The organism is Ruegeria sp. AL2 (genome assembly GCF_056540845.1).
The window spans coordinates 114,598-134,045 of the sequence record NZ_JBQFXM010000001.1; the positions used below are offsets into that span (position 1 = coordinate 114,598).

Consider the following 19,448-nt stretch of genomic DNA (forward strand, 5'->3'; position numbering starts at 1 on the left):
CTCCGTCAATTCTGTTTCCCCGTGATGTACTTCAATGGATCAGATTTGTCACCAAATTTGATCAAATTTTGATATTTGGGACAGATGTGACTGCTCGGCATAGTTTTTGGGCGAGTACGAAATTGGTCTTGCGGACAAAGCTCGCGCCTTGCGTTTCCTTCAGTGAAAACATCACGGAAACATCTGTTAAGCCATTGATCATATTATCCAATGGCGTTGTCTGCGGCAAGTCAGGGAGCGGCTGGATTTTCCCAGTGTTGAAAGCGCGGCGATCGGATTTGATACGACGTCCGAACCCGCAAATCAGCTTCGTTTGCCCAGTCCTCAAGAATTGGCTTATTTTGGCGATTTTTCTATGATAGCTGCGGGTTTCGTATTCTTGAGGATGGTTGAGTTGACTGCACGTGGAAGAGATAACATTCAACACCATGCTACTCTGAGCATTGCCCCCATGATGGATTGGACCGACCGCCACTGTCGGTATTTTCATCGGCGGCTTAGCACGGAAACCTTGCTGTATACCGAGATGGTAACGGCACCGGCGCTTGTCCGAGGAGGGGCGCTGCATCTGTTGGATCATTCACCGCAGGAACATCCCGTGGCTTTACAGCTGGGCGGGTCCGATCCGGAGGAGCTGGCGCAAGCGGCGAGATTGGGTGCAGATGCAGGATATGATGAGATCAATCTGAACTGTGGATGCCCGTCGGACAGGGTGCAGTCTGGTACTTTCGGGGCGGTTCTGATGAAAGATCCGGCGCGGGTTGCAGAATGCGTCGCAGCAATGCGCGAAGCGGCGAATGTAGATGTCACGGTCAAATGCCGCATCGGTGTGGATGACCAAGAGCCCGAAGAAGTTCTGCCTGCGTTTCTTGAGCAGATCAGTGCGGCGGGCTGTCAAAGAGTAACGATCCATGCGCGCAAGGCGTGGTTGCAGGGGCTGAGCCCTAAGGAAAACCGCGATGTTCCACCGCTTGATTATGACCTTGTGCATCGGATGAAAGCCGCGTTTGCGGATCTGCATATATCGATCAATGGTGGTATCGCCAGCTTGGATGAAGCAGCAACACATCTGGACGCGGGTCTTGACGGTGTCATGATTGGTCGGGCGGCCTATCATCAGCCCGGTGATATCCTGGCAGATGCCGACTGGCGCATCTTTGGCGTTGGAACCGTTCGCGATCCGCTGACGGTTGTTCAAGAAATGGTGCCCTATATTGAAAGGCACCTTGCCAATGGCGGGCGTTTGCACCAGATCACGCGGCATATGCTGGGTCTCTTTGCGGGGCGCCCTGGTGCGCGGGCATGGCGGCGCGCCTTGTCCGAAGGGGCCGTGCATGAAGGGGCCGGGCCAGAAGTCATGCTACAGGCCCTGGACCATATTGCGCCGATGGTCGAGGTTTAAACGGCAAGGGGGGGACGATGCCCGAGACAATGTTGCTGGCCCAGATGATGGGCCTTTTGCTTGTGATCGGTGCGCTGGCCGGTGTGCTTGCCGGGCTGTTGGGAGTGGGAGGCGGTATCGTTCTGGTCCCCGCGTTCTTCTATGCGTTTCAGACGCTTGGCTATGGCGGCCCGCAACTGATGCAGCTTTGTCTGGCGACGTCGCTGGCCACGATCATTGTAACGTCGATGCGGTCTGTTCTAGCCCACAACAAGAAGGGTGCCGTGGATTGGGATATCCTGCGCGGTTGGGGTCCGGGTATTGTCGTCGGCGCAATTGTCGGAGTGCTGGTCGCATCGGCGCTGCGGACCGAGGCTTTGCAGGCACTGTTCGGAATTCTGGGCATGGTGATCGGTGCCTATCTTGGGTTGGGTCGCGCAGAATGGCGGTTGGGCGACGCAATGCCCAACGGAATCAAGCGGGCCGTCCTGTCCCCTCTGGTCGGGTTTCTTTCCGTTCTGATGGGCATCGGTGGAGGCAGTTTCGGTGTGCCGCTGATGAGCCTCTATAACACCCCTATCCACCGCGCGGTCGCGACCGCGGCCGGGTTTGGCGTGATCATCGCCGTACCCTCGGTCATTGGGTTCTTGTTTGTAGATATCGCGCCCGAGCATCGCCCCCCGTTGACCATTGGCGCGGTTAATCTTGTGGCCTTCGGGATCGTTGTCGCAATGACAATGATCACCGCGCCCTGGGGGGTAAAGCTGGCCCATGCGATGGACCCAAAACCGTTGAAACGTGTCTTCGCCGTGTTCCTGACGCTGGTCGCGCTGAACATGCTGCGCAAGGCCGTGGGCTTATGAGCGATTTTTCTGCCCGGGGCTGGGTGAAATTCCCGTATGATCCGGTTTTGGCCGAATGGGTGAACCACGCTTTGCCTGCCGCACGGGCGTCGACAACGGACCCGGCCCACGCGGAATGGTTGGATTGCGAAGGTACGTGGTTCATCGGTGTCGACGCACTATCCAATGACACGAAGGGCAGGGTCGGGCAGTCCGGGCCTCTGACCGGAAAGGCCATGGCGTTCATCGACAAACACTTTGGAGATTTACCGCTGCACAAGGGGCAGGTTTCGGTTGTTTGTCCGGGTTATCCGCGCCCGCGCCGGGGCGAGAATGAAGCGGCCACCCGGTACCGTCGAAACAGGGATGCGGCCCATGTGGACGGTTTGCGCCCGACAGGGCAGGATCGCCGCCGCCGGGTTGATGAACCTCATGCCTGGATTCTGGGCATTCCACTGACTGAGGCCAGCTCAGACGCGTCTCCGATGGTGGTGTGGGACGGCAGTCATGACATTCTGCGGACCGCGTTCAGGCAGGCGCTTGAAGGGATGCCACCTGAGGTCCTGCACGAAGTAGACATAACCGACATCTACCAATCCGCCCGTCGCGAGGTGTTTGCGACCTGCCCAAGGATCGAGTTGCCTGCAAAGCCGGGAGAGGCCTATTTGCTTCACCGCCATTGCCTGCACGGCGTTGCTCCTTGGGCCGAAGGGGCGACGGCGGGGCAGGATGGTCGAATGATCGCCTATTTCCGCCCCGAATGCGCCGGTGGAGTAGCCGAATGGATCGAATCCGCCTAACGTCCTGTCATTATTTGGCTTTGGAGGTTTTGACCGATGATGACGGTTCATACGAATTCTGACGGTGCACTCATAGAAGTCGAGTTGTCGGGGCAAGTGACCAGCGCCGATTACACCAATACTCTGGTTCCCGCCATCGAGTCTGCGCTAACGGAACACGACACGGTTCGGCTACTGGCGATCATACAACCTGAATTCCAGGGGTATGATCTGGGCGCAGCCTGGTCCGACACCAAGCTGGGGTTAAGCCATTGGCGCGGTTTCGACCGGATCGCAGTTGTTGCTGATCAGGGTTGGGTGCAGACAAGCGTTCGTCTGGCGGCCCCCATCCTGCCCTGTCCGGTTCAGGTGTTTGATCTGGCCGAGCTTGAGGCGGCCCGACGCTGGATGCGCGAGTCCCTTGGGTCGATCCACGTGACTGACCTGAGCGGTCCATGTGTTCAGATCAGCCTATTGGGCAAGCTGGACCCTGAATGGTACAAACAGGCAGAACGTGATCTGGATGCAGTGTTACAGGACCGGCTAGGGTTTCGCCTGCTGATAGACCTCAGGGAGTTTGACGGCTGGCAAGGGCTGTCAGCGCTTGCGGCGCATTTTCGGTTGGCCAGCCGACATATCGGACAACTGGACCGAGCTGCCATCGTTGGGGACAAAAGCTGGCAGCGCATGGCGCAGAAGGTCGCCAGCCATGTGTTAGGGACCCGGACACAGTTTTTCCCGTCCGAAGAGTACGAGAACGCCAGGGCTTGGCTTGCCGCCGGATAAAACCTTCGACTGTGGAACGCCTGAGCAGGCAACACCCAATCGGTCAAGGTCGTGATGCAGCCTCAAATCCGGTCGTGCGATGTCAGGCATGATTCGACTGCTGACGGCGGGTTTCCCGCAGCTTCGGCCCCAGCTTTCCCAGTCCCGGCAAAGTCGGGTCGAATAGTGACGTTAGGAAATTATGTGCTTTTGAGAGTTTTTCTTGATTGAGGCGTCAAAAACGATCAAAGGCCGCGTGTTTTCCCCTACTTGTGACGGGAAATACCTTTAGCCACACCCTGTCGCTGCGGGTTACCACTCACGTTGAACCTCAATGTTCAAGAGCTAGACCCCCTCGGAGCTCGAACTCGACCCGCAGTGGCACGGTTACTGGAAACGGGACGTCCGCAATGCCACTTAAGACTTTGATCGGAAGACTCACTAATACAAGAAAGACCAAACGTGCAGCTGACGTGCTGCAATCGGAATGCGCGCGCAATGATGATCGGCGGCCCAAAACCAGCCAATCCGAGATTGCGCTTCTGTTTCAGAAAGAACTGCGTGGCACCGCGCCGAACACACCTATCCCGAGACGGGTCACACAGCCGCCAGAAATGTCATCAAAACGTATTCACTGATCGATCAGGAGCCATTCATACGAGCGGCACGCCCGCCGCGCCGCTTGCTGAGTCGCGGTTTACGAGACGGCAGGTCGTTCATGATTTCAGCGCGTTCGCTGCTGTCCATCCTGGACCAGCGAGAAATCTCGTCAATCGTGCGGTAACATCCGGTGCAGATACGCTCGGCCGGATGGACAACACAAATCTGGACACAAGGGCTTTCGACCTCATTGCGCTTCCAAACCATATTCGTCATCGATCGGTCTCCGACCTGTTACAAAAAGCGCAGTCTGTCCAGTGCTCCCTGCAAGATATAACCTGCTGCAACGTGATCAATAACCTGTCCGCGACGTTTTCGTGACGTATCCGCCTCAAGCAGTGCTTTTTCTGCCGCAACCGTACTCAGCCGTTCATCCCAGAATCCGATTGGTAAATCCGTCAGACGGGACAGGTTTCGCGCAAATGCCCGCGTAGACTGGCAGCGCGGACCCTCTGTGCCGTCCATGTTTTTGGGAAGACCCAACAGGATGCCGCCAATCTCGCGATCCGTAGCAATTTCGATCAACCGGGCGGAATCGAGTGTGAATTTCTTGCGCCTTACGGTCTCCAACGGGCTGGCCACGCCCCGCCTCCGGTCGGAAACCGCGACGCCGATGGTCTTTTCACCCAGATCCAGCCCTATCAGCGCTTGCATCGGGGGAAGCGCATTGGCGAAGTCTTCGAAAACGTCGTGGATCATTGCGCAATCCCGGCTTGCAGGGCTGCGGCATCAATGATCTGCAACGCCTCGGTGTTTCCGGCAAACACCTCCAGCGCCTCATTGTGGATATCCATGGCCCGTTGGCCCTGGCCCAGAACACCCAGAGCGGCGATCAGACGAGCCCATTCTTCGGGCGCGCCGCCTTCCGTCGCCAGGCGGTCGGATAACTGATCCACCATTCCCTGAATCATCTGTTGCCGTTCCTCGGGACTCATTTCCGCCGCTGCAGCCATGTCTTCGCGACTTGGACCAGACGGCGCGCTCAGGTCTGGTGGATTGAAAACCCCTGCCCGAAAGGCCAACTCATCAATCTGATCCCGGATCGCCCCCGCCCACGGCGCGCCTGCCGGGGCTTCCCTCAGCGTTTCGACCCAAATGCGGTAGGCAAGGTCCGGTCGACCTGTCTGAACCAGCATTTGCCCCCAATAATATCGGGCCGGGCCGTGATGGGGATCGCGATTCAAAGCTTCGGCAAGGGCTTTTTCAGCTTCGGGCGACACATATCCGCCCGCAGCCAGGATCATCATCTCGGCAAAATCCGCGTAGTGCTCGGCTGTGGCTGCGTCGCCTGACAGTTCGATCACCCTTTGTTGCGCGGTATATCCATCCTTGAAGTTCCCCGAATTGGTCTCATGCTGCGCCAAAAGCATTTGCCCTTGCAAATCATCCGGGCGGGCCGCAACGGTCTCTCGCAACTGCTTGAGAAGAGACGCGTAATTTTCGTCAAGATGCGCCGTTTGAGGTGGGGTCGCCAGCTCTTCTGCGGCGCTCTGGGACGGACGATTGGCGCGCACCTCCTCGGCCAGTTCCAGCCGCGCGGTCAGGGGCATGTCGGGCAACCCGACGGCACCAATACGATGATACATCGCCATCGCGCCCCCAATGATGATCAGCATGACAACCGGGATCGTCACAATCGAGACGGTCCGCGATGGCCCAGCACCCGAGCCACCCTTTTTCATCTGTTCATCAGCGGCAAGAATTCGTCGAGAGATTTCGGTGCGGACCCGTTCCGCATCGGCCTCACCAATCACCCCGCGCGCCAGATCCCGGTCCACACCGGACAGCTGTTCGCGATACACACGCAGATCGTAAGCCGCCGCAGGTTCATCCCCACGGCGTTTACGCAGCAGTGTGAAACTCAAAAACACCGCGATCAACAGCGCGACAAGAAAAATCAGAACCCAGAACGTCATGGTCCCTCCGAAGATGCTGTCCTGACTTAGACCTGTGCGACGTCCAACAAAAGGGACAAATGGCCGCGAATGAACGACATGTCGCAATAGTGCGATATTGCGGCGTTGCGCGGCGCGGTTAAACTGTCGCCGCGCGGCATATCTGCGCGCAATCACCGAACCGGATGGATTCGCTTATGAAACACTACTCAGCCTTTGCTGTCGCGCGGGAGGCCCTGCGCTATCACACCGGATGGGAACGCGCTTGGCGTTCGCCCGAGCCCAAGAAACGTTATGACGTCATCATCATCGGTGCTGGCGGGCATGGTCTTGCGACCGCGTATTACCTTGGCAAGAACTACGGCATTCAGAATGTCGCGGTGATCGAAAAAGGCTGGCTGGGTGGTGGCAACACAGGTCGAAACACAACGATCATCCGCTCGAATTACCTGCAGGACCCTTCGGCGGCGATCTATGAAAAGGCGCGTGGCCTATACGAGGATCTGAGCCAGGATCTGAACTACAACATCATGTTCAGCCCGCGTGGCGTGATGATGCTGGCGCAGACCCAGCACGAGATTCGCGGTTACCAGCGAACCGCACACGCTAACGCCCTGCAGGGTGTAAAGACCGAATGGATCACCCCCGAACGTGTCAAGGAACTGGTGCCAATCATCAACCTGGACGGCCCCCGCTATCCGGTTCTAGGGGCGCTGTGGCAGGAACGCGGCGGTACTGCCCGTCACGATGCCGTCGCGTGGGGCTATGCGCGCGCCTGTTCAGCCATGGGTATGGACATCATCCAGCAATGCGAAGTCACGGGTGTCCGATCTCAGGATGGCCGTGTCGTCGGCGTAGACACCACCAAGGGTGCCATCGATTGTGACAAGCTGGGTATCGTCGTTGCGGGCCACTCCGGTCAACTGGCCGAGATGGCGGGCTTCCGCCTCCCGCTGGAAGCCATTGCATTGCAGGCGCTGGTATCCGAGCCGATCAAACCCTGCATGGATGTGGTTGTCATGGCCAATACCGTGCACGGCTACATGTCGCAGTCCGACAAGGGCGAGATGGTGATCGGGGGGGGGACCGACGGGTTCAACAACTTCACCCAGCGCGGCAGTTTCCATCATATCGAGGAAACCGTCCGCGCCCTCGTCGAAACCTTCCCGATGATTTCACGCCTCAAGATGCTGCGCCAATGGGGCGGTATCGTCGACATGACCGGTGACCGCTCACCTATCCTGTCGAAAACTCCGCTGGGCGGGTGCTTTATCAACTGCGGCTGGGGCACCGGCGGTTTCAAGGCGATTCCCGGGTCCGGCTGGGGCATGGCACAGCTGATGGCCACAGGTCATTCGCCGTTGACCGAGGCCTTCTCGCTGGACCGCTTCAAGGAAGGCCGCTTCATCGACGAAAGCGTGGCCGCCGGGGTGGCACACTGAAGGTGGTTCCGAGGTTGCCAAATAACAGAATTCCGGTTGGCCGCTGCGCCAACCAACCGCCAAAAGGATGACAACATGCTGATCCTGAATTGCCCTTACTGCGGCGTTGATGCCGAAGAAACCGAACTGGCCGCCGGTGGCGAGGCGCATCTGAAGCGTTTTGGTCCCGGCTCGTCGGATGACGAGTTCCACGACTACCTGTTCATGCGCGAAAACCCCAAGGGCGTGCACTTTGAACGCTGGCGCCATGCCAATGGCTGCGGCAAGTGGTTTCATGCGGCACGCTGCACAAGCACGCTGGAAGTGTTCGGCACTTACACGGCTCAGACCTCTGAGCCGCCGCAGGACATCAAAGAGGCCATCGCCGCAAAGCGCCCTGGATGGACCTGGAGAGAGTTCTCCTGATGCTTCATCTTTTCAAAGATACTCCCGCCGGAGGCTCCGACGCCTCCACCCGCGAAAGGTCCGCACAATGAGCACCCGTCTCGCAAAACAAGGCCGGCTGATTGATCGGTCGAAAAAGGTCACGTTTACCTTCAATGGAACTTCGATGCAGGGCTATGAGGGCGACACGCTTGCCTCGGCACTGCTGGCCAACGATCAGATGATGATGGGCCGGTCGTTCAAGTACCACCGCCCCCGCGGTGTCGTTGCAAGCGGCGCCGAAGAGCCGAACGCCCTGGTCGGGCTGGGGCAGGGCAACCGGTTTGAACCGAACCAGCGCGCCACCACGACCGAGTTGTTCAACGGTCTGACTGCGATTTCGCAAAACCATTGGCCTAACTTGGACTTTGATATTGGGGCAGTGAATACAGCCTTTGCCCGGTTCCTGCCGGCTGGCTTCTACTACAAGATGTTCATCCACCCCAAACCGTTCTGGAAGCATGTCTACGAGCCGTTCATCCGTCAGTCTGCCGGTCTGGGCAAAGCGCCCGACAAGGACAGCCGCGATGCCGATACCTATGAGCACTTCTATGCCTTCACCGATGTTCTGGTCATCGGTGGCGGCGTGGCTGGCCTACAGGCGGCAAAGGCGGCAGCAGCTTCGGGTGCCAAGGTTCTGCTGATTGAGCAGAGCGCACATTGGGGCGGTCGCGCTCCGGTTGACGGCGGCACGGTCAATGATGAGCCTGTGGATAAGTTCGTGGAGCAATTGGTTTCCGAACTCGAAACAATGGACAACGTCACCATGCGCTCCCGCTGCATGGGTGCGGGCGTATATGACCATGGTTACATGCTGGGCTATGAACGCCTGACAGACCACACGCCGGGCGTGCAAGGCCCGCGCCACCGCCTCTGGCGTATCCGTGCCAAGCAAATTGTGACTGCAACCGGCGCAATTGAACGCCCGTTGTCCTTTGCTGGTAACGATGTTCCGGGTGTGATGCTGGCTTCTGCTATGCGCGATTATGCCGTGAACTGGGGTGTCACCCCGGGCGAGCGTGTCATCGTCGCCACCAACAATGACGACGCCTATCGCACCGCGATTACGCTGAAGCAAGCGGGTGTGGATGTTTTGCGTATTGTTGACGCACGGGCAACGGCTGGACCTTTGGCAGAGGAAGCCCGCCAGTTGGGGATCCGCGTTGATCCGGGCAAGGCCATTGCCAAGGTCAAGGGCGGCAAGCGCGTCAAAAAAGTCGCCATCTGCAACCAGGAAGGTGTTGGCGGCGCACGTGAAGAGGTTGAAGCAGATGCAGTGGCCATGTCGGGCGGCTGGTCGCCGGTCGTTCATATGTGGTCTCATTGCGGTGGCAAGCTGACCTGGGATGACGCGAATGCCTTTTTCCGCCCCGATCCCTCGCGCCCGCCGCTGGGCGCAAACGGTGAGGGCTTTGTTCTGGCCGCCGGGGCATCGAATGGTGCGTTGGCGCTGGGCGATGTTCTGACCGACGCCCACACGGCGGGAAAAGCCGCAGCCAAGGCCGCAGGTTTCAAGCCGAAAAACATCAAGGCTCCTGTTGGCGAAACCACTGCAGAAGCTCCTATGGAGGCTGTCTGGCTGATGCCAGCAAACGCAGAAATCCAGCTGCGCATGAAATCCTGGCTCGACTTCCAGAATGACGTCAAAGTCTCGGACGTCCAACTGGCTGCGCGCGAGGGCTATGAGAGCGTTGAGCACACCAAGCGTTACACCACACTTGGTATGGCGACGGATCAGGGTAAGTTGAGCAACATCAATGGCTTGGCAATTCTTGCTGATGCGTTGGAGTCCGAAATCCCGAAGGTCGGCACCACGACCTTCCGCCCGCCTTATACACCCATCTCGATGGGCGCAATCGGCGGTGAAGCGCGGGGTGAAGTGTTCCAGCCGATCCGACAGACACCAATGCACAACTGGCACGACAAGAACGGCGCCGATTGGGAGCCGGTCGGCCACTGGCGCCGGACCTACGCCTATGTCCGTCCCGGTGAATCCGTGCATGACGCCGTGAACCGTGAGGTGAAGAACACCCGCGAAAACCTTGGCCTGCTGGACGCCTCGACGTTGGGCAAGCTGATCGTCAAAGGCCCTGACGCAGGCAAGTTTCTGGACATGTTGTACACCAACATGATGTCCACGCTGAAGGTCGGAAAATGCCGCTATGGCCTGATGTGCTCGGAAAACGGCTTTCTGATCGACGACGGCGTGGTCGCACGCATCGATGAGGACACATGGCTGTGCCACACCACCACCGGCGGTGCCGAGCGTATCCATGGTCACATGGAAGAATGGCTACAAACCGAATGGTGGGACTGGAAAGTCTATGTCGCCAACGTGACCGAGCAATATGCTCAGGTCGCTGTAGTCGGCCCGAACGCCCGCAAGGTTCTAGAAAAGTTGGGCGGCATGGACGTCAGCCGCGAGACGCTGCCCTTTATGGAATGGCGAGATGGCAAGATCGGCGTGTTCGACTGCCGCGCCTATCGCATCTCGTTCTCGGGCGAGTTGTCCTACGAGATCGCCGTTCCCGCCTCGCAGGGTCAGGCGTTCTGGGATGCCCTGATGGAAGCAGGCAAGGAATTCGGTGTGATGCCTTACGGCACCGAATGTCTGCACATTCTTCGGGCCGAGAAGGGCTTTATCATGATCGGCGACGAAACCGACGGCACCGTGATCCCCCAGGATCTGGGGCTCCACTGGGCACTGTCGAAAAAGAAAGAAGACTACCTTGGCAAACGCGCCCATTCGCGCAGCCATATGGCCGACCCAGAGCGTTGGAAACTGGTCGGGCTTGAGACTGTGGATGGTTCTGTTCTGCCTGATGGCGCATATGCAGTGGGCGAGGGTGTGAATGCCAATGGTCAGCGCAACATGATCGGGCGTGTCACTTCGACCTATTTCTCAGCGAACCTTGGCAAAGGGATCGCTATGGGCCTGATCAAGCACGGCCCGGACCGGATGGGTGAAATCGTCGAGTTCCCGGGCACCGACGGCAAAACGTACAAAGCCAAGATCGTGGACCCGATCTTCTTCGACAAGGACGGGGAGAAGCAGAATGTCTGAACCCATCAGCGCACTGAACCACGCCAGCTATGATGGCATCGCTAATGTCAGGGAATGTGGCCTGCAAGGCATGATCACCCTGCGCGGCGACTTGTCCGACAAAAGCCTCGCCAAGGCCGTCAAGGACGCGACTGGGCAGAATGTGCCCGGTCAGCGCGCGGCGCTGGTCAGCGGCGATACCGGCGTATGCTGGATGTCACCAGACGAGCTGCTGGTGCTGGTCCCTTATGCCGAGGTCGAGGCCAAACTGGCCGCAATGATCAAAGCTTTGGGAAAAACTCACGCACTGGCCGTCAACGTCTCGGATGCCCGCGCGGTCTTCACGATATCAGGCGCCAGCGCACGAGAAGTGTTGGGCAAAGTCGCTCCGGTTGATCTGTCGACCGAGGCCTTCCAACCCGGCCAAATCCGCCGCTCGCGCCTGGCGCAAGTGGCAGGTGCGTTCTGGATGGACGATGCCGAAACCTTCCGCGTGGTCTGCTTCCGTTCGGCTGCGGATTACGTTTTCAAACTGCTGAAGGTTGCGGCGCAACCGGGCAGTGAGGTTGGCGTTTACTGACCAAAACTATTGCGCGTTAGAATTGAACCGTTCGCGATATGCGGGCGGTTTTTTCACGCTTACAGCCTACCATACAAAATCTGTAAGTTAGTGCTTTCCGTTGGTTCAGTGTTGAATTTGTGAGCGTCACACTCATAATCAGAGAAAGTTAACTAAGACTCGCGTATTGCATGTGGACAGCCTGAACTCTAAGTGTTTTAAAGCTAATCAAAAAAGTATACAGGAATTTGACGTTTAATGAATTTTATCAAGGCAGTCGCATTTTGCGCCTCGATCGTTATTGCATTCCCCGCAGTTGCTATTTCCGAAACGTACAAAGAAAGCTTTGAATGAAATTTTGGCAAAGGTATTGCTAATCGCCCGACCCCTGAGCGCGTGGTCTTCTCAATAGATAGGCTTGGCCGTTCAGCGTTGTTGCAGGAAGTAGACATCCCCAAGATTGACACCAAGTTCAGCACTGGTGAAGTGAAACGCGACTCCCCAAAAGTGCTTTTGATTGGATGGGGCGCACAGAATTATGTTTATACAGCCAGTGGGCGAACATACGCGACGAATGAATCGCGATACGATGCGATTGACCTGCTAAATTTAACATTTACGCTGAATCTGAATCGGAACACAATGAAAGCCATTGTTAAGTCTACCTCCACTTCCAGCTACCTGCCACGTGACGGCTTTGCGAAAGGCAAATGCAAAGTAATCGTGGTACCGGCCTCTTGAAACGTGGGATTGGTATGATGAAGCTTTCTGTTTTTGTTCTGATCGCCGGGATGTTTGCGGCGACTGCGCAGGCTGATGTCAAGAACTACGCATGTGATCTCCATAGCATTGAAGGAAGGGGATGGATTCCTCCCAAGGTTTATCTGAGTGTGGATAGCGAAAACAAACGCGCCCGAGCTTTCGATGGTGCAATACGCGCTTCGAATGAACTAGCAGGCATTTCCCCAGAAACCCCGGCTAACACGAAATTCAAAGTAACGCGAAATGGTGAATATCGTTTGTCTTAGCACTTGACCCTACAGGCTAAAGTGTCGGGTAGCTACAGGGTTGCTTACACGGCAACATTCGATCCCAATACCAGCAACTTAAAGCTCCGCGCCAGTTTCCCGCAAGCGAACGCGTCAAACCGACCAAGCGGCAGCGGGGCGTGTAAGCCCGTCTCGTCGCCGAGTTTGTACTGAGAGGCAGATCGGTTGAATCCCTGTTCGAGGGTTTCAACCGGTTAGCAAAAAAGTTTTGAACCCGGAGAGTGCGGAGGCGTCGGTAAAGCACTGTGATCCGGTTCCGGTCGCTTCACTGGTTCGGCAGGTTGGGTAAAATGTAAGAAGCTCTGCCAATTCCTCCATACGATCCAACCGCGTCTTCGAATCCAACAGTCCCGCATGTGTTGAAAGATAAAGGGCTGGGCGCTGTTCCTTCAGCCATGGCACCAGCGTCGGCAGCACGGAAAATTCGGCGCCTTCGATATCCATCTTCACCAAAGACACGGCGGACAGATCGTTCACTGCGGCGAACTGATCCCAGGCAATCGTCAGGGTATCGGTTCCGTGCGCGCCGTCGTGCAGAAGGGAGCTGGTAGAATCTCCGGGCTCTCCACGAACCGAGGCCATGCGGGCGACACCGAACTTATCCGACAGTGCGACACCCAAAGCGGAAACGTTATGAATGTCATTCAGGTCGAGGTTCCAAGCCAGGTGACGGAACGCTGTGGGGTCGGGCTCAAAGCACCAGACATGGCGTGCCTTACGCGCACCATAAAGAACCGTGGGCCCGATCCATGCGCCGATATCCAAGTAATCGCTTTCAGGCGAGAGATACTTGTCCATCACGGCAAAGGTTTCAGGCTCCCACTGGCCAGTGGAGGCTTTACGCCAGAACTTTGAATGATAAGGGTCCAGACGAAACGGTTCGCCGTTCAGGTTGCCCGCATAGTAACCGCGGGCGCGGTAGAACATCTTGCGCGCCTGTGTCAGCATCGCCTGCCTCCGGGTTTTCTTGTCTCGGCCCTTGACCTGCGGCGGCTGCCAAAGCATTTAACCGTGGGAACCGCAACTCAAATTTAAACAGGGGGCCGACATGGCTTTTGAACTTCCTGATCTTCCTTATGCACATGACGCGCTGGCAGCCAAGGGTATGTCCGCGGAAACACTGGAATATCACCACGATCTGCACCACAAAGCCTATGTCGACAATGGCAACAAGCTGATCGCCGGCACCGAATGGGACGGCAAGTCGCTGGAAGAGATCATCGTTGGCACCTACGACGCAAATGCCGTCGCGCAGAACGGTATCTTTAACAACATCAGCCAGCTGTGGAACCACAACCAGTTCTGGGAAATGATGGGCCCCGGCGACAGCGCCATGCCCGGTGAGCTTGAGAAAGCTCTGACCGAAAGCTTTGGTTCGGTTGACGAATTCAAATCGCAGTTCAGTGCGGCAGGTGCCGGTCAGTTCGGCTCGGGCTGGGCGTGGCTGGTCAAGAACGCCGACGGCTCGTTGGCTGTGACCAAGACCGAGAATGGTGTGAATCCGCTGTGCTTTGGCCAAACCACTCTGCTGGGTTGTGACGTATGGGAACACTCATACTACATCGACTTCCGCAACAAGCGTCCGGCTTACCTGTCGAACTTCCTCGACAATCTGGTGAACTGGGAAAACGTCGCGTCGCGGATGTAAACCATTGAACCGACGCTGGTTTATCAAGGGCCTGCTGGCGGTGACGCTGGCAGGCCTAATCACATCAGTCTACGGATTTTTCATCGAACCCGCCTACGGCTGCGCGTGCGAAAATGGCGCGTCCGCCGAGAGGATTGGACAGCGCCACCGCTCAGGATTGCCGTGCTGGCCGATTTGCATCTGGGCGAGCCTTTGGTCGGGCTGGACCGAATAAAACAGGTGGTACGGCGCACGAATGCGCTTGCGCCGGATATGATCCTGCTTCTGGGTGATTTCTTCGCAAGCCACAAAGGCGTTTTACGTCTTGTCGAAATGAACGATCTGGCACCGGTTCTTGCTAAGCTTGAGGCCAAGAACGGTGTCTTTGCGGTACTTGGCAATCACGACTGGTGGGATGACCGGCAGGCACAGCGCCGTGGTGCTGGCCCCAACCGATATGTCGATGCGCTGGAACAGAGCGGAATTACGGTTTTGTCGAATGCCGCCATCAAGCTAGAAGCTTTTGGTATCTGGTTGGCGGGTCTTGAAGATCAGCTTGCGATCTGGCGTAACGGTAAACCGGAGGGGCTGGATGATCTGTCGGGGACACTGGCGCAAATCACCGACGACGCCCCGGTTGTGATGATGGCGCATGAACCCGACATCTTCCCTCAAGTGCCCGACAGGGTGGCCTTGACGCTGTCCGGTCATACGCATGGCGGTCAGATCCGCCTGTTTGGCTGGTCGCCGATCGTGCCCTCTAAATACGGCAACAGATATGCCTATGGGCATGTGCGCGAAGGTGGGCGGGACCTGGTTGTTTCCGGCGGTATCGGATGTTCCATCCTTCCGGTTCGCTTTGGTGTGACCCCCGAGATCACGGTCATCGAACTGTCTGCCTAAAGGCTTGAGGCTTCGCCAAATCGACCAGCCCCATTTCTTACCCGCATATGTGCGGCAACGATGCACCGCAGCGTTCGGTCAAACACCTACGCGACCTGCCGGGTTTACCTCAGCTTGTCGCGCAGGGCTGTCATCGCTGTCTCCGCATCCTCAGCCCAGATAACAAAGTCGCCCAGTGACCGATCTGCAAATCCTTGGCCGATCACCTGGTGCAACAGGGTTTTCAACGCGTCCCAATAGCCGTTCACATTGACGATCACGATGGGTTTGTCGTGCAAGCCCAGCTGCCGCCAGGTCAGCGCTTCAAACAGCTCGTCCAGTGATCCTGGCCCACCGGGCAGGACCACGACGGCGTCAGAATTCATGATCATGACCTTTTTCCGCTCGTGCATGGTTTCGGTGATCACGAAATGGGTCAGGTCGGTCTTGCCGACCTCTCGTTTGACCAGGTGTACCGGAATGACGCCAAAGGTCTCGCCACCGGCCTGTTGCGCGGCACGAGCAACTTCACCCATCAGCCCGACATCCCCAGCGCCATAAACAAGTCGCCAGCCTTCCTGTGCAAGCAGGTTTCCAAACTGTCGTGCGGTTTCAGAATAAGCCTTCTCGGCCCCATTGCGTGACCCGCAATACACACAGACGGATTTCTGAGACATGAAAGAGAGGCTCCGGGGTTGTGTCAGAGGTTTTGACCCGTGATAGCGGGATTGATAGATTGGCTCAACTGTCCGCTGGAAGGCTTTTGAAGACAAAGCTTTTGTACGGTGGGGTGAAGGGAAAACAATGGACGCCAAATCGGGAAACGGAAGCTCGGGCAATTTTGTCTGGGGTGTGATTGCGGGCCTGGTTGCCGTGCTGGGCGTTGGGGGTGTGTATCTGTCCGGCGCTTTCACCAAAGCGCCAGAGCCTGAGGCGGGCGCACCGCAGGAACCCGCATCTGTTGCGGCCACACAGCCGCAGGAACAAGTGGCCGAAGCGCCCGCAGGAACCACCACAACAGAACCAGCTGAGCAGGCCGCCGTAACACCGGATGCGGCACCAACCGCTGAACCCGCTGAAGATACGGCTGCAGCGACAGATGTGGTTCCAGACACAGAACCTGCAGCGGCCCCGACGGAAGAGAATGCACCGGCACCCGTGGCCCCCCCGGTTTTGGATCAGATTTTTGTTGAAGCAGACGGAACGGCGCTTTTGTCAGGTGACGCCGAGCCGGGCAGCCAGATTGAGGTTCTGCTGAACGGTGAAACCGTGCACACATTCACGGTGGACAGCAGCGGGCAATTCGCCGAGTTTGTCTCGATCCCCTTCAGCGATTCCGCGCAGGGACTAGTCCTGCACAGCAAAAGCAGCGGGCAAACAACCCGGTCTGATGACTATCTGATCGCCGCCCTGCCCAAGCCGGTGGAAGAAGAGCCGGTTGCGCAGCAAACTGATGCTGCCGATCAGGGCGAAACAGCCGAGAGTGATGAACAAATAGCCGCTGCAGTGGTCGACCCAGAGACCGAAACTCCTGCTGAGACCGAAACATCAGACCCTGTAGCGACCGCGCCGGATACCGGCGAAACGCAGGTTGCCGACGAAGCAGTAGAGACAACTGAAACTGGTCAGCAGATCGCGGTACTGCGGTCGGGCGAAGAAGGCGTTGAGCTCGTGCAGCCGCCCGTGGTTCGGGATACCCCGCCGGAACAGGTCGCGCTGGATACCATCGGGTATTCTGAAACCGGTGATGTCCAGTTGACCGGGCGAGTACAGGACGGCGCGGCCATCAGGGTGTATCTGGACAATCGTCTGGTTGCCGACCTCGCTCCGGAACAGGATGGATCCTGGCGGAGTGATCTGGACGGCATCGACCCCGGTGTTTACACGTTGCGTGTTGACGCGGTGAACACGGACGGGAAGGTCCTCAGCCGGGTCGAAACCCCCTTCAAGCGCGAGCCTGTTGAAGTTTTGGAAGCAGCATCAGGTGGCGGTGACGGAACGGCGGCGCAGGACACCCCGGCAATCCGGTCGGTCACTGTGCAGCGGGGCGACACGCTGTGGGCGATCTCGCGTGACCGCTTTGGCGATGGCATCCTGTATGTGCGCCTGTTCGAAGCCAACCGCGACTTGATCCGCGACCCGGATCTGATCTATCCGGGGCAAATCTTTACGATACCGGAATAATCAACGCGCTGGCCCGTCGCGGGCCAGAGCCTTTCTCTGACCGCAGACAAGGTACGTGATGAGACGAACATCTCCGATGGCCTCGAATGACGGGGTGCAGAGCGGCGGGCGCAGTTCAGGCTGGCGCACAATCCGCAAGGTTGCGCCCTACCTCTGGCCGCAGGACGAGGTTTGGGTAAAGCGCCGCGTGGTTATTGCCATGGCGATGCTGGTTCTGGCCAAACTGATCGCGGTTTATACACCGATCCTTTACAAAGGCGCCGTTGACTCATTGGCAGGTGAAGGCGTGCCGCCGCTAGCGCTGGGCGCAGTGGGTGTGACGGTTGCCTACGGCGTGGCGCGCATGATGACGGTTGGGTTCCAGCAATTGCGGGACGCCGCCTTTGCCCCTGTTGGACAGCGGGCCTTGCGGGCGCTGGCGCTGGAGACGTTCCGACATATCCATAACCTGTCCATGCGCTATCACGTCTCGCGCCGCACCGGCGGGCTGAGCCGTATCATCGAGAGGGGCGTCAAAGGCGTGGAATTCCTGCTGCGCTTCCTGCTGTTCTCAATCGGGCCGCTGATCCTTGAGCTGTTGCTGGTTGCGATCATACTGATGTGGTTGTTCGACGTCTGGTATCTGGTGGTCGTCGCCGTCACCATAGGCCTATATATCTGGTTCACTTTTGCCGTGACCGAATGGCGGGTAAAGCTGCGGCGTGAGATGAACGATCAGGACACCGAAGCCAATCAGCGCGCCATTGACAGTTTGCTGAACTTCGAAACCGTCAAGTATTTCAACGCGGAATCCCGCGAAACTGCACGTTACGACGTGTCGATGAAAGCCTATGCCGGGGCGGCGCTGAAAACCGCCTATTCGCTGGCGTTCTTGAATTTTGGCCAATCCTTCCTGATCACCTGCGGCCTGATCGGAGTCATGGTTCTGGCCGCAATTGGCGTTCAGAATGGAAACCTGACCGTGGGCGATTTTGTCATGGTCAACGCGTATATGATCCAGATTACCGTTCCATTGAACTTCCTGGGGACGGTCTATCGCGAGATCAGGCAATCGCTGGTAGATATGGGGCAGATGTTTGATCTGCTCGAACAACCCGCCGAAGTCATCGATCACCCCGATGCACCCGACCTTGCGGTCAATGGTGGCGAGGTAACACTTGAAGATGTGCATTTTGGTTATGACCCTGAAAGGGAAATCCTCAAGGGTGTTTCCTTGACGGTTCCGGCCGGACAGACGGTCGCGATCGTAGGGGCGACGGGGTCTGGAAAATCGACCATCGGGCGGCTGTTGTTCCGGTTTTATGACGTGACCAAAGGCGCGCTGAAGATCGACGGGCAGGATGTTCGGGATGTGACCCAAACCAGCCTGCATGCCGCGATCGGCGTTGTGCCACAGGATACGGTGCTGTTTAACGACACCATTCGCTACAACATTGCGTATGGGCGCGACGATGCCACCCCGGAGGATGTCGAGGCCGCAGCCCGTGCCGCCCAGATTCATGACTTCATCACTTCGCTGCCTGACGGATACGACACCATGGTGGGTGAGCGCGGCTTGAAACTGTCCGGCGGCGAAAAGCAACGGGTTGGCATCGCGCGGACATTGCTGAAGAACCCTCCGATCCTGTTGCTGGACGAGGCGACCTCGGCCCTGGATACCGACACGGAACAGGATATCAAGGATGCGCTGGCGCGCGCTGGGGAAGGGCGGACCGTGATCACGATTGCCCATCGCCTCAGCACCATTGCCGAGGCTGATCGGATCGTGGTTCTGGAAGCTGGCGAGATCATCGAACAGGGCACCCATGACGAGCTGTTGGCGCGGTCCGGGCGATATGCTCAACTGTGGAACCGCCAGCAATCCGACAGTGAGGCCGCCTGAGGGGCTCATCTTGCCCTGCGGAATGTGCTAGGATG

Annotated in this window: 19 protein-coding genes; 13 read left to right on the forward strand and 6 right to left on the reverse strand. The window is 57.8% G+C overall.

The features are described from left to right. Positions 1–61 precede the first annotated feature (61 nt). Positions 62–427, reverse strand: coding sequence for a hypothetical protein (locus ACR0ID_RS00575; RefSeq protein WP_480603165.1), 366 nt, complete (start codon positions 425–427; stop codon positions 62–64). 24 nt (positions 428–451) lie between these two features. Here ACR0ID_RS00575 and dusA point away from each other — a divergent pair, with 24 nt between their 5' ends. Genes dusA through ACR0ID_RS00595 form a run of 4 tightly spaced genes read left to right on the forward strand, consistent with a single transcriptional unit; the run spans position 452 to position 3,788 of the window. Then, positions 452–1,402, forward strand: a complete 951-nt coding sequence (gene dusA / locus ACR0ID_RS00580) for a tRNA dihydrouridine(20/20a) synthase DusA (RefSeq protein WP_480603167.1) — start codon at positions 452–454, stop codon at positions 1,400–1,402. Between the two features lie 17 nt (positions 1,403–1,419). Beyond that, positions 1,420–2,244, forward strand: coding sequence for a sulfite exporter TauE/SafE family protein (locus ACR0ID_RS00585; RefSeq protein WP_480603169.1), 825 nt, complete (start codon positions 1,420–1,422; stop codon positions 2,242–2,244). Further along, positions 2,241–3,023 (forward strand): hypothetical protein, encoded by a 783-nt coding sequence (locus ACR0ID_RS00590; protein ID WP_480603171.1) that lies wholly within the window; start codon positions 2,241–2,243, stop codon positions 3,021–3,023. The genes ACR0ID_RS00585 and ACR0ID_RS00590 overlap by 4 nt, the downstream gene beginning before the upstream one ends. A 36-nt stretch (positions 3,024–3,059) precedes the next feature. After that, on the forward strand, positions 3,060–3,788 hold the full coding sequence (locus ACR0ID_RS00595; protein ID WP_480603173.1) for a SpoIIAA family protein: 729 nt from the start codon (positions 3,060–3,062) through the stop codon (positions 3,786–3,788). Positions 3,789–4,409: 621 nt separating this feature from the next. Here ACR0ID_RS00595 and ACR0ID_RS00600 read toward each other — a convergent pair. Genes ACR0ID_RS00600 through ccmI form a run of 3 tightly spaced genes read right to left on the reverse strand, consistent with a single transcriptional unit; the run spans position 4,410 to position 6,343 of the window. Further along, a complete protein-coding gene (locus ACR0ID_RS00600) occupies positions 4,410–4,643 on the reverse strand; it encodes a DUF1289 domain-containing protein (protein ID WP_209503450.1) in 234 nt (77 codons plus the stop codon). 18 nt (positions 4,644–4,661) lie between these two features. Beyond that, positions 4,662–5,126 carry a Holliday junction resolvase RuvX gene (gene ruvX / locus ACR0ID_RS00605; protein ID WP_480603175.1) on the reverse strand — a complete coding sequence of 155 codons (465 nt, stop codon included), beginning with the start codon at positions 5,124–5,126 and terminating at the stop codon, positions 4,662–4,664. Continuing rightward, entirely contained in the window at positions 5,123–6,343 is a 1,221-nt protein-coding gene (ccmI, locus tag ACR0ID_RS00610) for a c-type cytochrome biogenesis protein CcmI (protein ID WP_480603176.1), read from the reverse strand. The genes ruvX and ccmI overlap by 4 nt, the downstream gene beginning before the upstream one ends. Positions 6,344–6,519: 176 nt before the next feature. On the opposite strand from ccmI, the gene ACR0ID_RS00615 reads away from it, so the two are divergent. The 5 genes from ACR0ID_RS00615 (at position 6,520) to ACR0ID_RS00635 (ending at position 12,817) form a co-directional block, all read left to right on the forward strand. Next, a complete protein-coding gene (locus tag ACR0ID_RS00615) occupies positions 6,520–7,764 on the forward strand; it encodes a sarcosine oxidase subunit beta family protein (protein WP_480517547.1) in 1,245 nt (414 codons plus the stop codon). 75 nt (positions 7,765–7,839) lie between these two features. Further along, a complete protein-coding gene (locus ACR0ID_RS00620) occupies positions 7,840–8,169 on the forward strand; it encodes a sarcosine oxidase subunit delta (protein WP_480473438.1) in 330 nt (109 codons plus the stop codon). 67 nt (positions 8,170–8,236) lie between these two features. After that, positions 8,237–11,251, forward strand: coding sequence for a sarcosine oxidase subunit alpha family protein (locus tag ACR0ID_RS00625; protein ID WP_480603178.1), 3,015 nt, complete (start codon positions 8,237–8,239; stop codon positions 11,249–11,251). After that, the gene (locus ACR0ID_RS00630) at positions 11,244–11,810 is read left to right on the forward strand and encodes a sarcosine oxidase subunit gamma (RefSeq protein WP_480517543.1); all 567 of its coding nucleotides are present in this window, start codon (positions 11,244–11,246) and stop codon (positions 11,808–11,810) included. Before ACR0ID_RS00625 ends, ACR0ID_RS00630 begins: the two co-directional genes overlap by 8 nt. Before the next feature lie 737 nt (positions 11,811–12,547). Continuing rightward, positions 12,548–12,817: a hypothetical protein gene (locus ACR0ID_RS00635; RefSeq protein ID WP_480603180.1), complete on the forward strand. Its 270-nt coding sequence runs from the start codon at positions 12,548–12,550 to the stop codon at positions 12,815–12,817. Between the two features lie 207 nt (positions 12,818–13,024). Here ACR0ID_RS00635 and ACR0ID_RS00640 read toward each other — a convergent pair whose 3' ends face one another. Continuing rightward, positions 13,025–13,786, reverse strand: coding sequence for an FkbM family methyltransferase (locus ACR0ID_RS00640; protein WP_480603182.1), 762 nt, complete (start codon positions 13,784–13,786; stop codon positions 13,025–13,027). A gap of 100 nt (positions 13,787–13,886) precedes the next feature. Here ACR0ID_RS00640 and ACR0ID_RS00645 point away from each other — a divergent pair, with 100 nt between their 5' ends. Beyond that, positions 13,887–14,486 (forward strand): superoxide dismutase, encoded by a 600-nt coding sequence (locus ACR0ID_RS00645; RefSeq protein ID WP_480603184.1) that lies wholly within the window; start codon positions 13,887–13,889, stop codon positions 14,484–14,486. Positions 14,487–14,591: 105 nt separating this feature from the next. Then, the gene (locus ACR0ID_RS00650) at positions 14,592–15,368 is read left to right on the forward strand and encodes a metallophosphoesterase (RefSeq protein ID WP_480603186.1); all 777 of its coding nucleotides are present in this window, start codon (positions 14,592–14,594) and stop codon (positions 15,366–15,368) included. A 104-nt stretch (positions 15,369–15,472) separates the two neighbouring features. On the opposite strand, the gene ACR0ID_RS00655 is transcribed toward ACR0ID_RS00650, so the two are convergent. Continuing rightward, positions 15,473–16,024, reverse strand: a complete 552-nt coding sequence (locus tag ACR0ID_RS00655) for an LOG family protein (protein WP_480553808.1) — start codon at positions 16,022–16,024, stop codon at positions 15,473–15,475. 127 nt (positions 16,025–16,151) lie between these two features. Here ACR0ID_RS00655 and ACR0ID_RS00660 point away from each other — a divergent pair, with 127 nt between their 5' ends. Together ACR0ID_RS00660 and ACR0ID_RS00665 are read left to right on the forward strand one after the other, a co-directional pair. Next, positions 16,152–17,531 (forward strand): LysM peptidoglycan-binding domain-containing protein, encoded by a 1,380-nt coding sequence (locus tag ACR0ID_RS00660; protein ID WP_480603188.1) that lies wholly within the window; start codon positions 16,152–16,154, stop codon positions 17,529–17,531. A gap of 58 nt (positions 17,532–17,589) precedes the next feature. Further along, complete coding sequence (locus tag ACR0ID_RS00665; RefSeq protein ID WP_480492940.1) at positions 17,590–19,413, forward strand: ABCB family ABC transporter ATP-binding protein/permease; 1,824 nt, start codon at positions 17,590–17,592, stop codon at positions 19,411–19,413. Positions 19,414–19,448: the final 35 nt, after the last annotated feature.

What these genes read in the sequence shown, in the direction of transcription:
- dusA (WP_480603167.1), top strand. Translation starts at nt 452, where the DNA reads ATGATGGATTGGACCGACCGCCACTGTCGGTATTTTCATCGGCGGCTT.
- ACR0ID_RS00585 (WP_480603169.1), top strand. Translation starts at nt 1,420, where the DNA reads ATGCCCGAGACAATGTTGCTGGCCCAGATGATGGGCCTTTTGCTTGTG.
- ACR0ID_RS00590 (WP_480603171.1), top strand. Translation starts at nt 2,241, where the DNA reads ATGAGCGATTTTTCTGCCCGGGGCTGGGTGAAATTCCCGTATGATCCG.
- ACR0ID_RS00595 (WP_480603173.1), top strand. Translation starts at nt 3,060, where the DNA reads ATGATGACGGTTCATACGAATTCTGACGGTGCACTCATAGAAGTCGAG.
- ACR0ID_RS00600 (WP_209503450.1), bottom strand. Translation starts at nt 4,643, where the DNA reads ATGACGAATATGGTTTGGAAGCGCAATGAGGTCGAAAGCCCTTGTGTC.
- ruvX (WP_480603175.1), bottom strand. Translation starts at nt 5,126, where the DNA reads ATGATCCACGACGTTTTCGAAGACTTCGCCAATGCGCTTCCCCCGATG.
- ccmI (WP_480603176.1), bottom strand. Translation starts at nt 6,343, where the DNA reads ATGACGTTCTGGGTTCTGATTTTTCTTGTCGCGCTGTTGATCGCGGTG.
- ACR0ID_RS00615 (WP_480517547.1), top strand. Translation starts at nt 6,520, where the DNA reads ATGAAACACTACTCAGCCTTTGCTGTCGCGCGGGAGGCCCTGCGCTAT.
- ACR0ID_RS00620 (WP_480473438.1), top strand. Translation starts at nt 7,840, where the DNA reads ATGCTGATCCTGAATTGCCCTTACTGCGGCGTTGATGCCGAAGAAACC.
- ACR0ID_RS00625 (WP_480603178.1), top strand. Translation starts at nt 8,237, where the DNA reads ATGAGCACCCGTCTCGCAAAACAAGGCCGGCTGATTGATCGGTCGAAA.
- ACR0ID_RS00630 (WP_480517543.1), top strand. Translation starts at nt 11,244, where the DNA reads ATGTCTGAACCCATCAGCGCACTGAACCACGCCAGCTATGATGGCATC.
- ACR0ID_RS00635 (WP_480603180.1), top strand. Translation starts at nt 12,548, where the DNA reads ATGAAGCTTTCTGTTTTTGTTCTGATCGCCGGGATGTTTGCGGCGACT.
- ACR0ID_RS00640 (WP_480603182.1), bottom strand. Translation starts at nt 13,786, where the DNA reads ATGCTGACACAGGCGCGCAAGATGTTCTACCGCGCCCGCGGTTACTAT.
- ACR0ID_RS00645 (WP_480603184.1), top strand. Translation starts at nt 13,887, where the DNA reads ATGGCTTTTGAACTTCCTGATCTTCCTTATGCACATGACGCGCTGGCA.
- ACR0ID_RS00655 (WP_480553808.1), bottom strand. Translation starts at nt 16,024, where the DNA reads ATGTCTCAGAAATCCGTCTGTGTGTATTGCGGGTCACGCAATGGGGCC.
- ACR0ID_RS00660 (WP_480603188.1), top strand. Translation starts at nt 16,152, where the DNA reads ATGGACGCCAAATCGGGAAACGGAAGCTCGGGCAATTTTGTCTGGGGT.
- ACR0ID_RS00665 (WP_480492940.1), top strand. Translation starts at nt 17,590, where the DNA reads ATGAGACGAACATCTCCGATGGCCTCGAATGACGGGGTGCAGAGCGGC.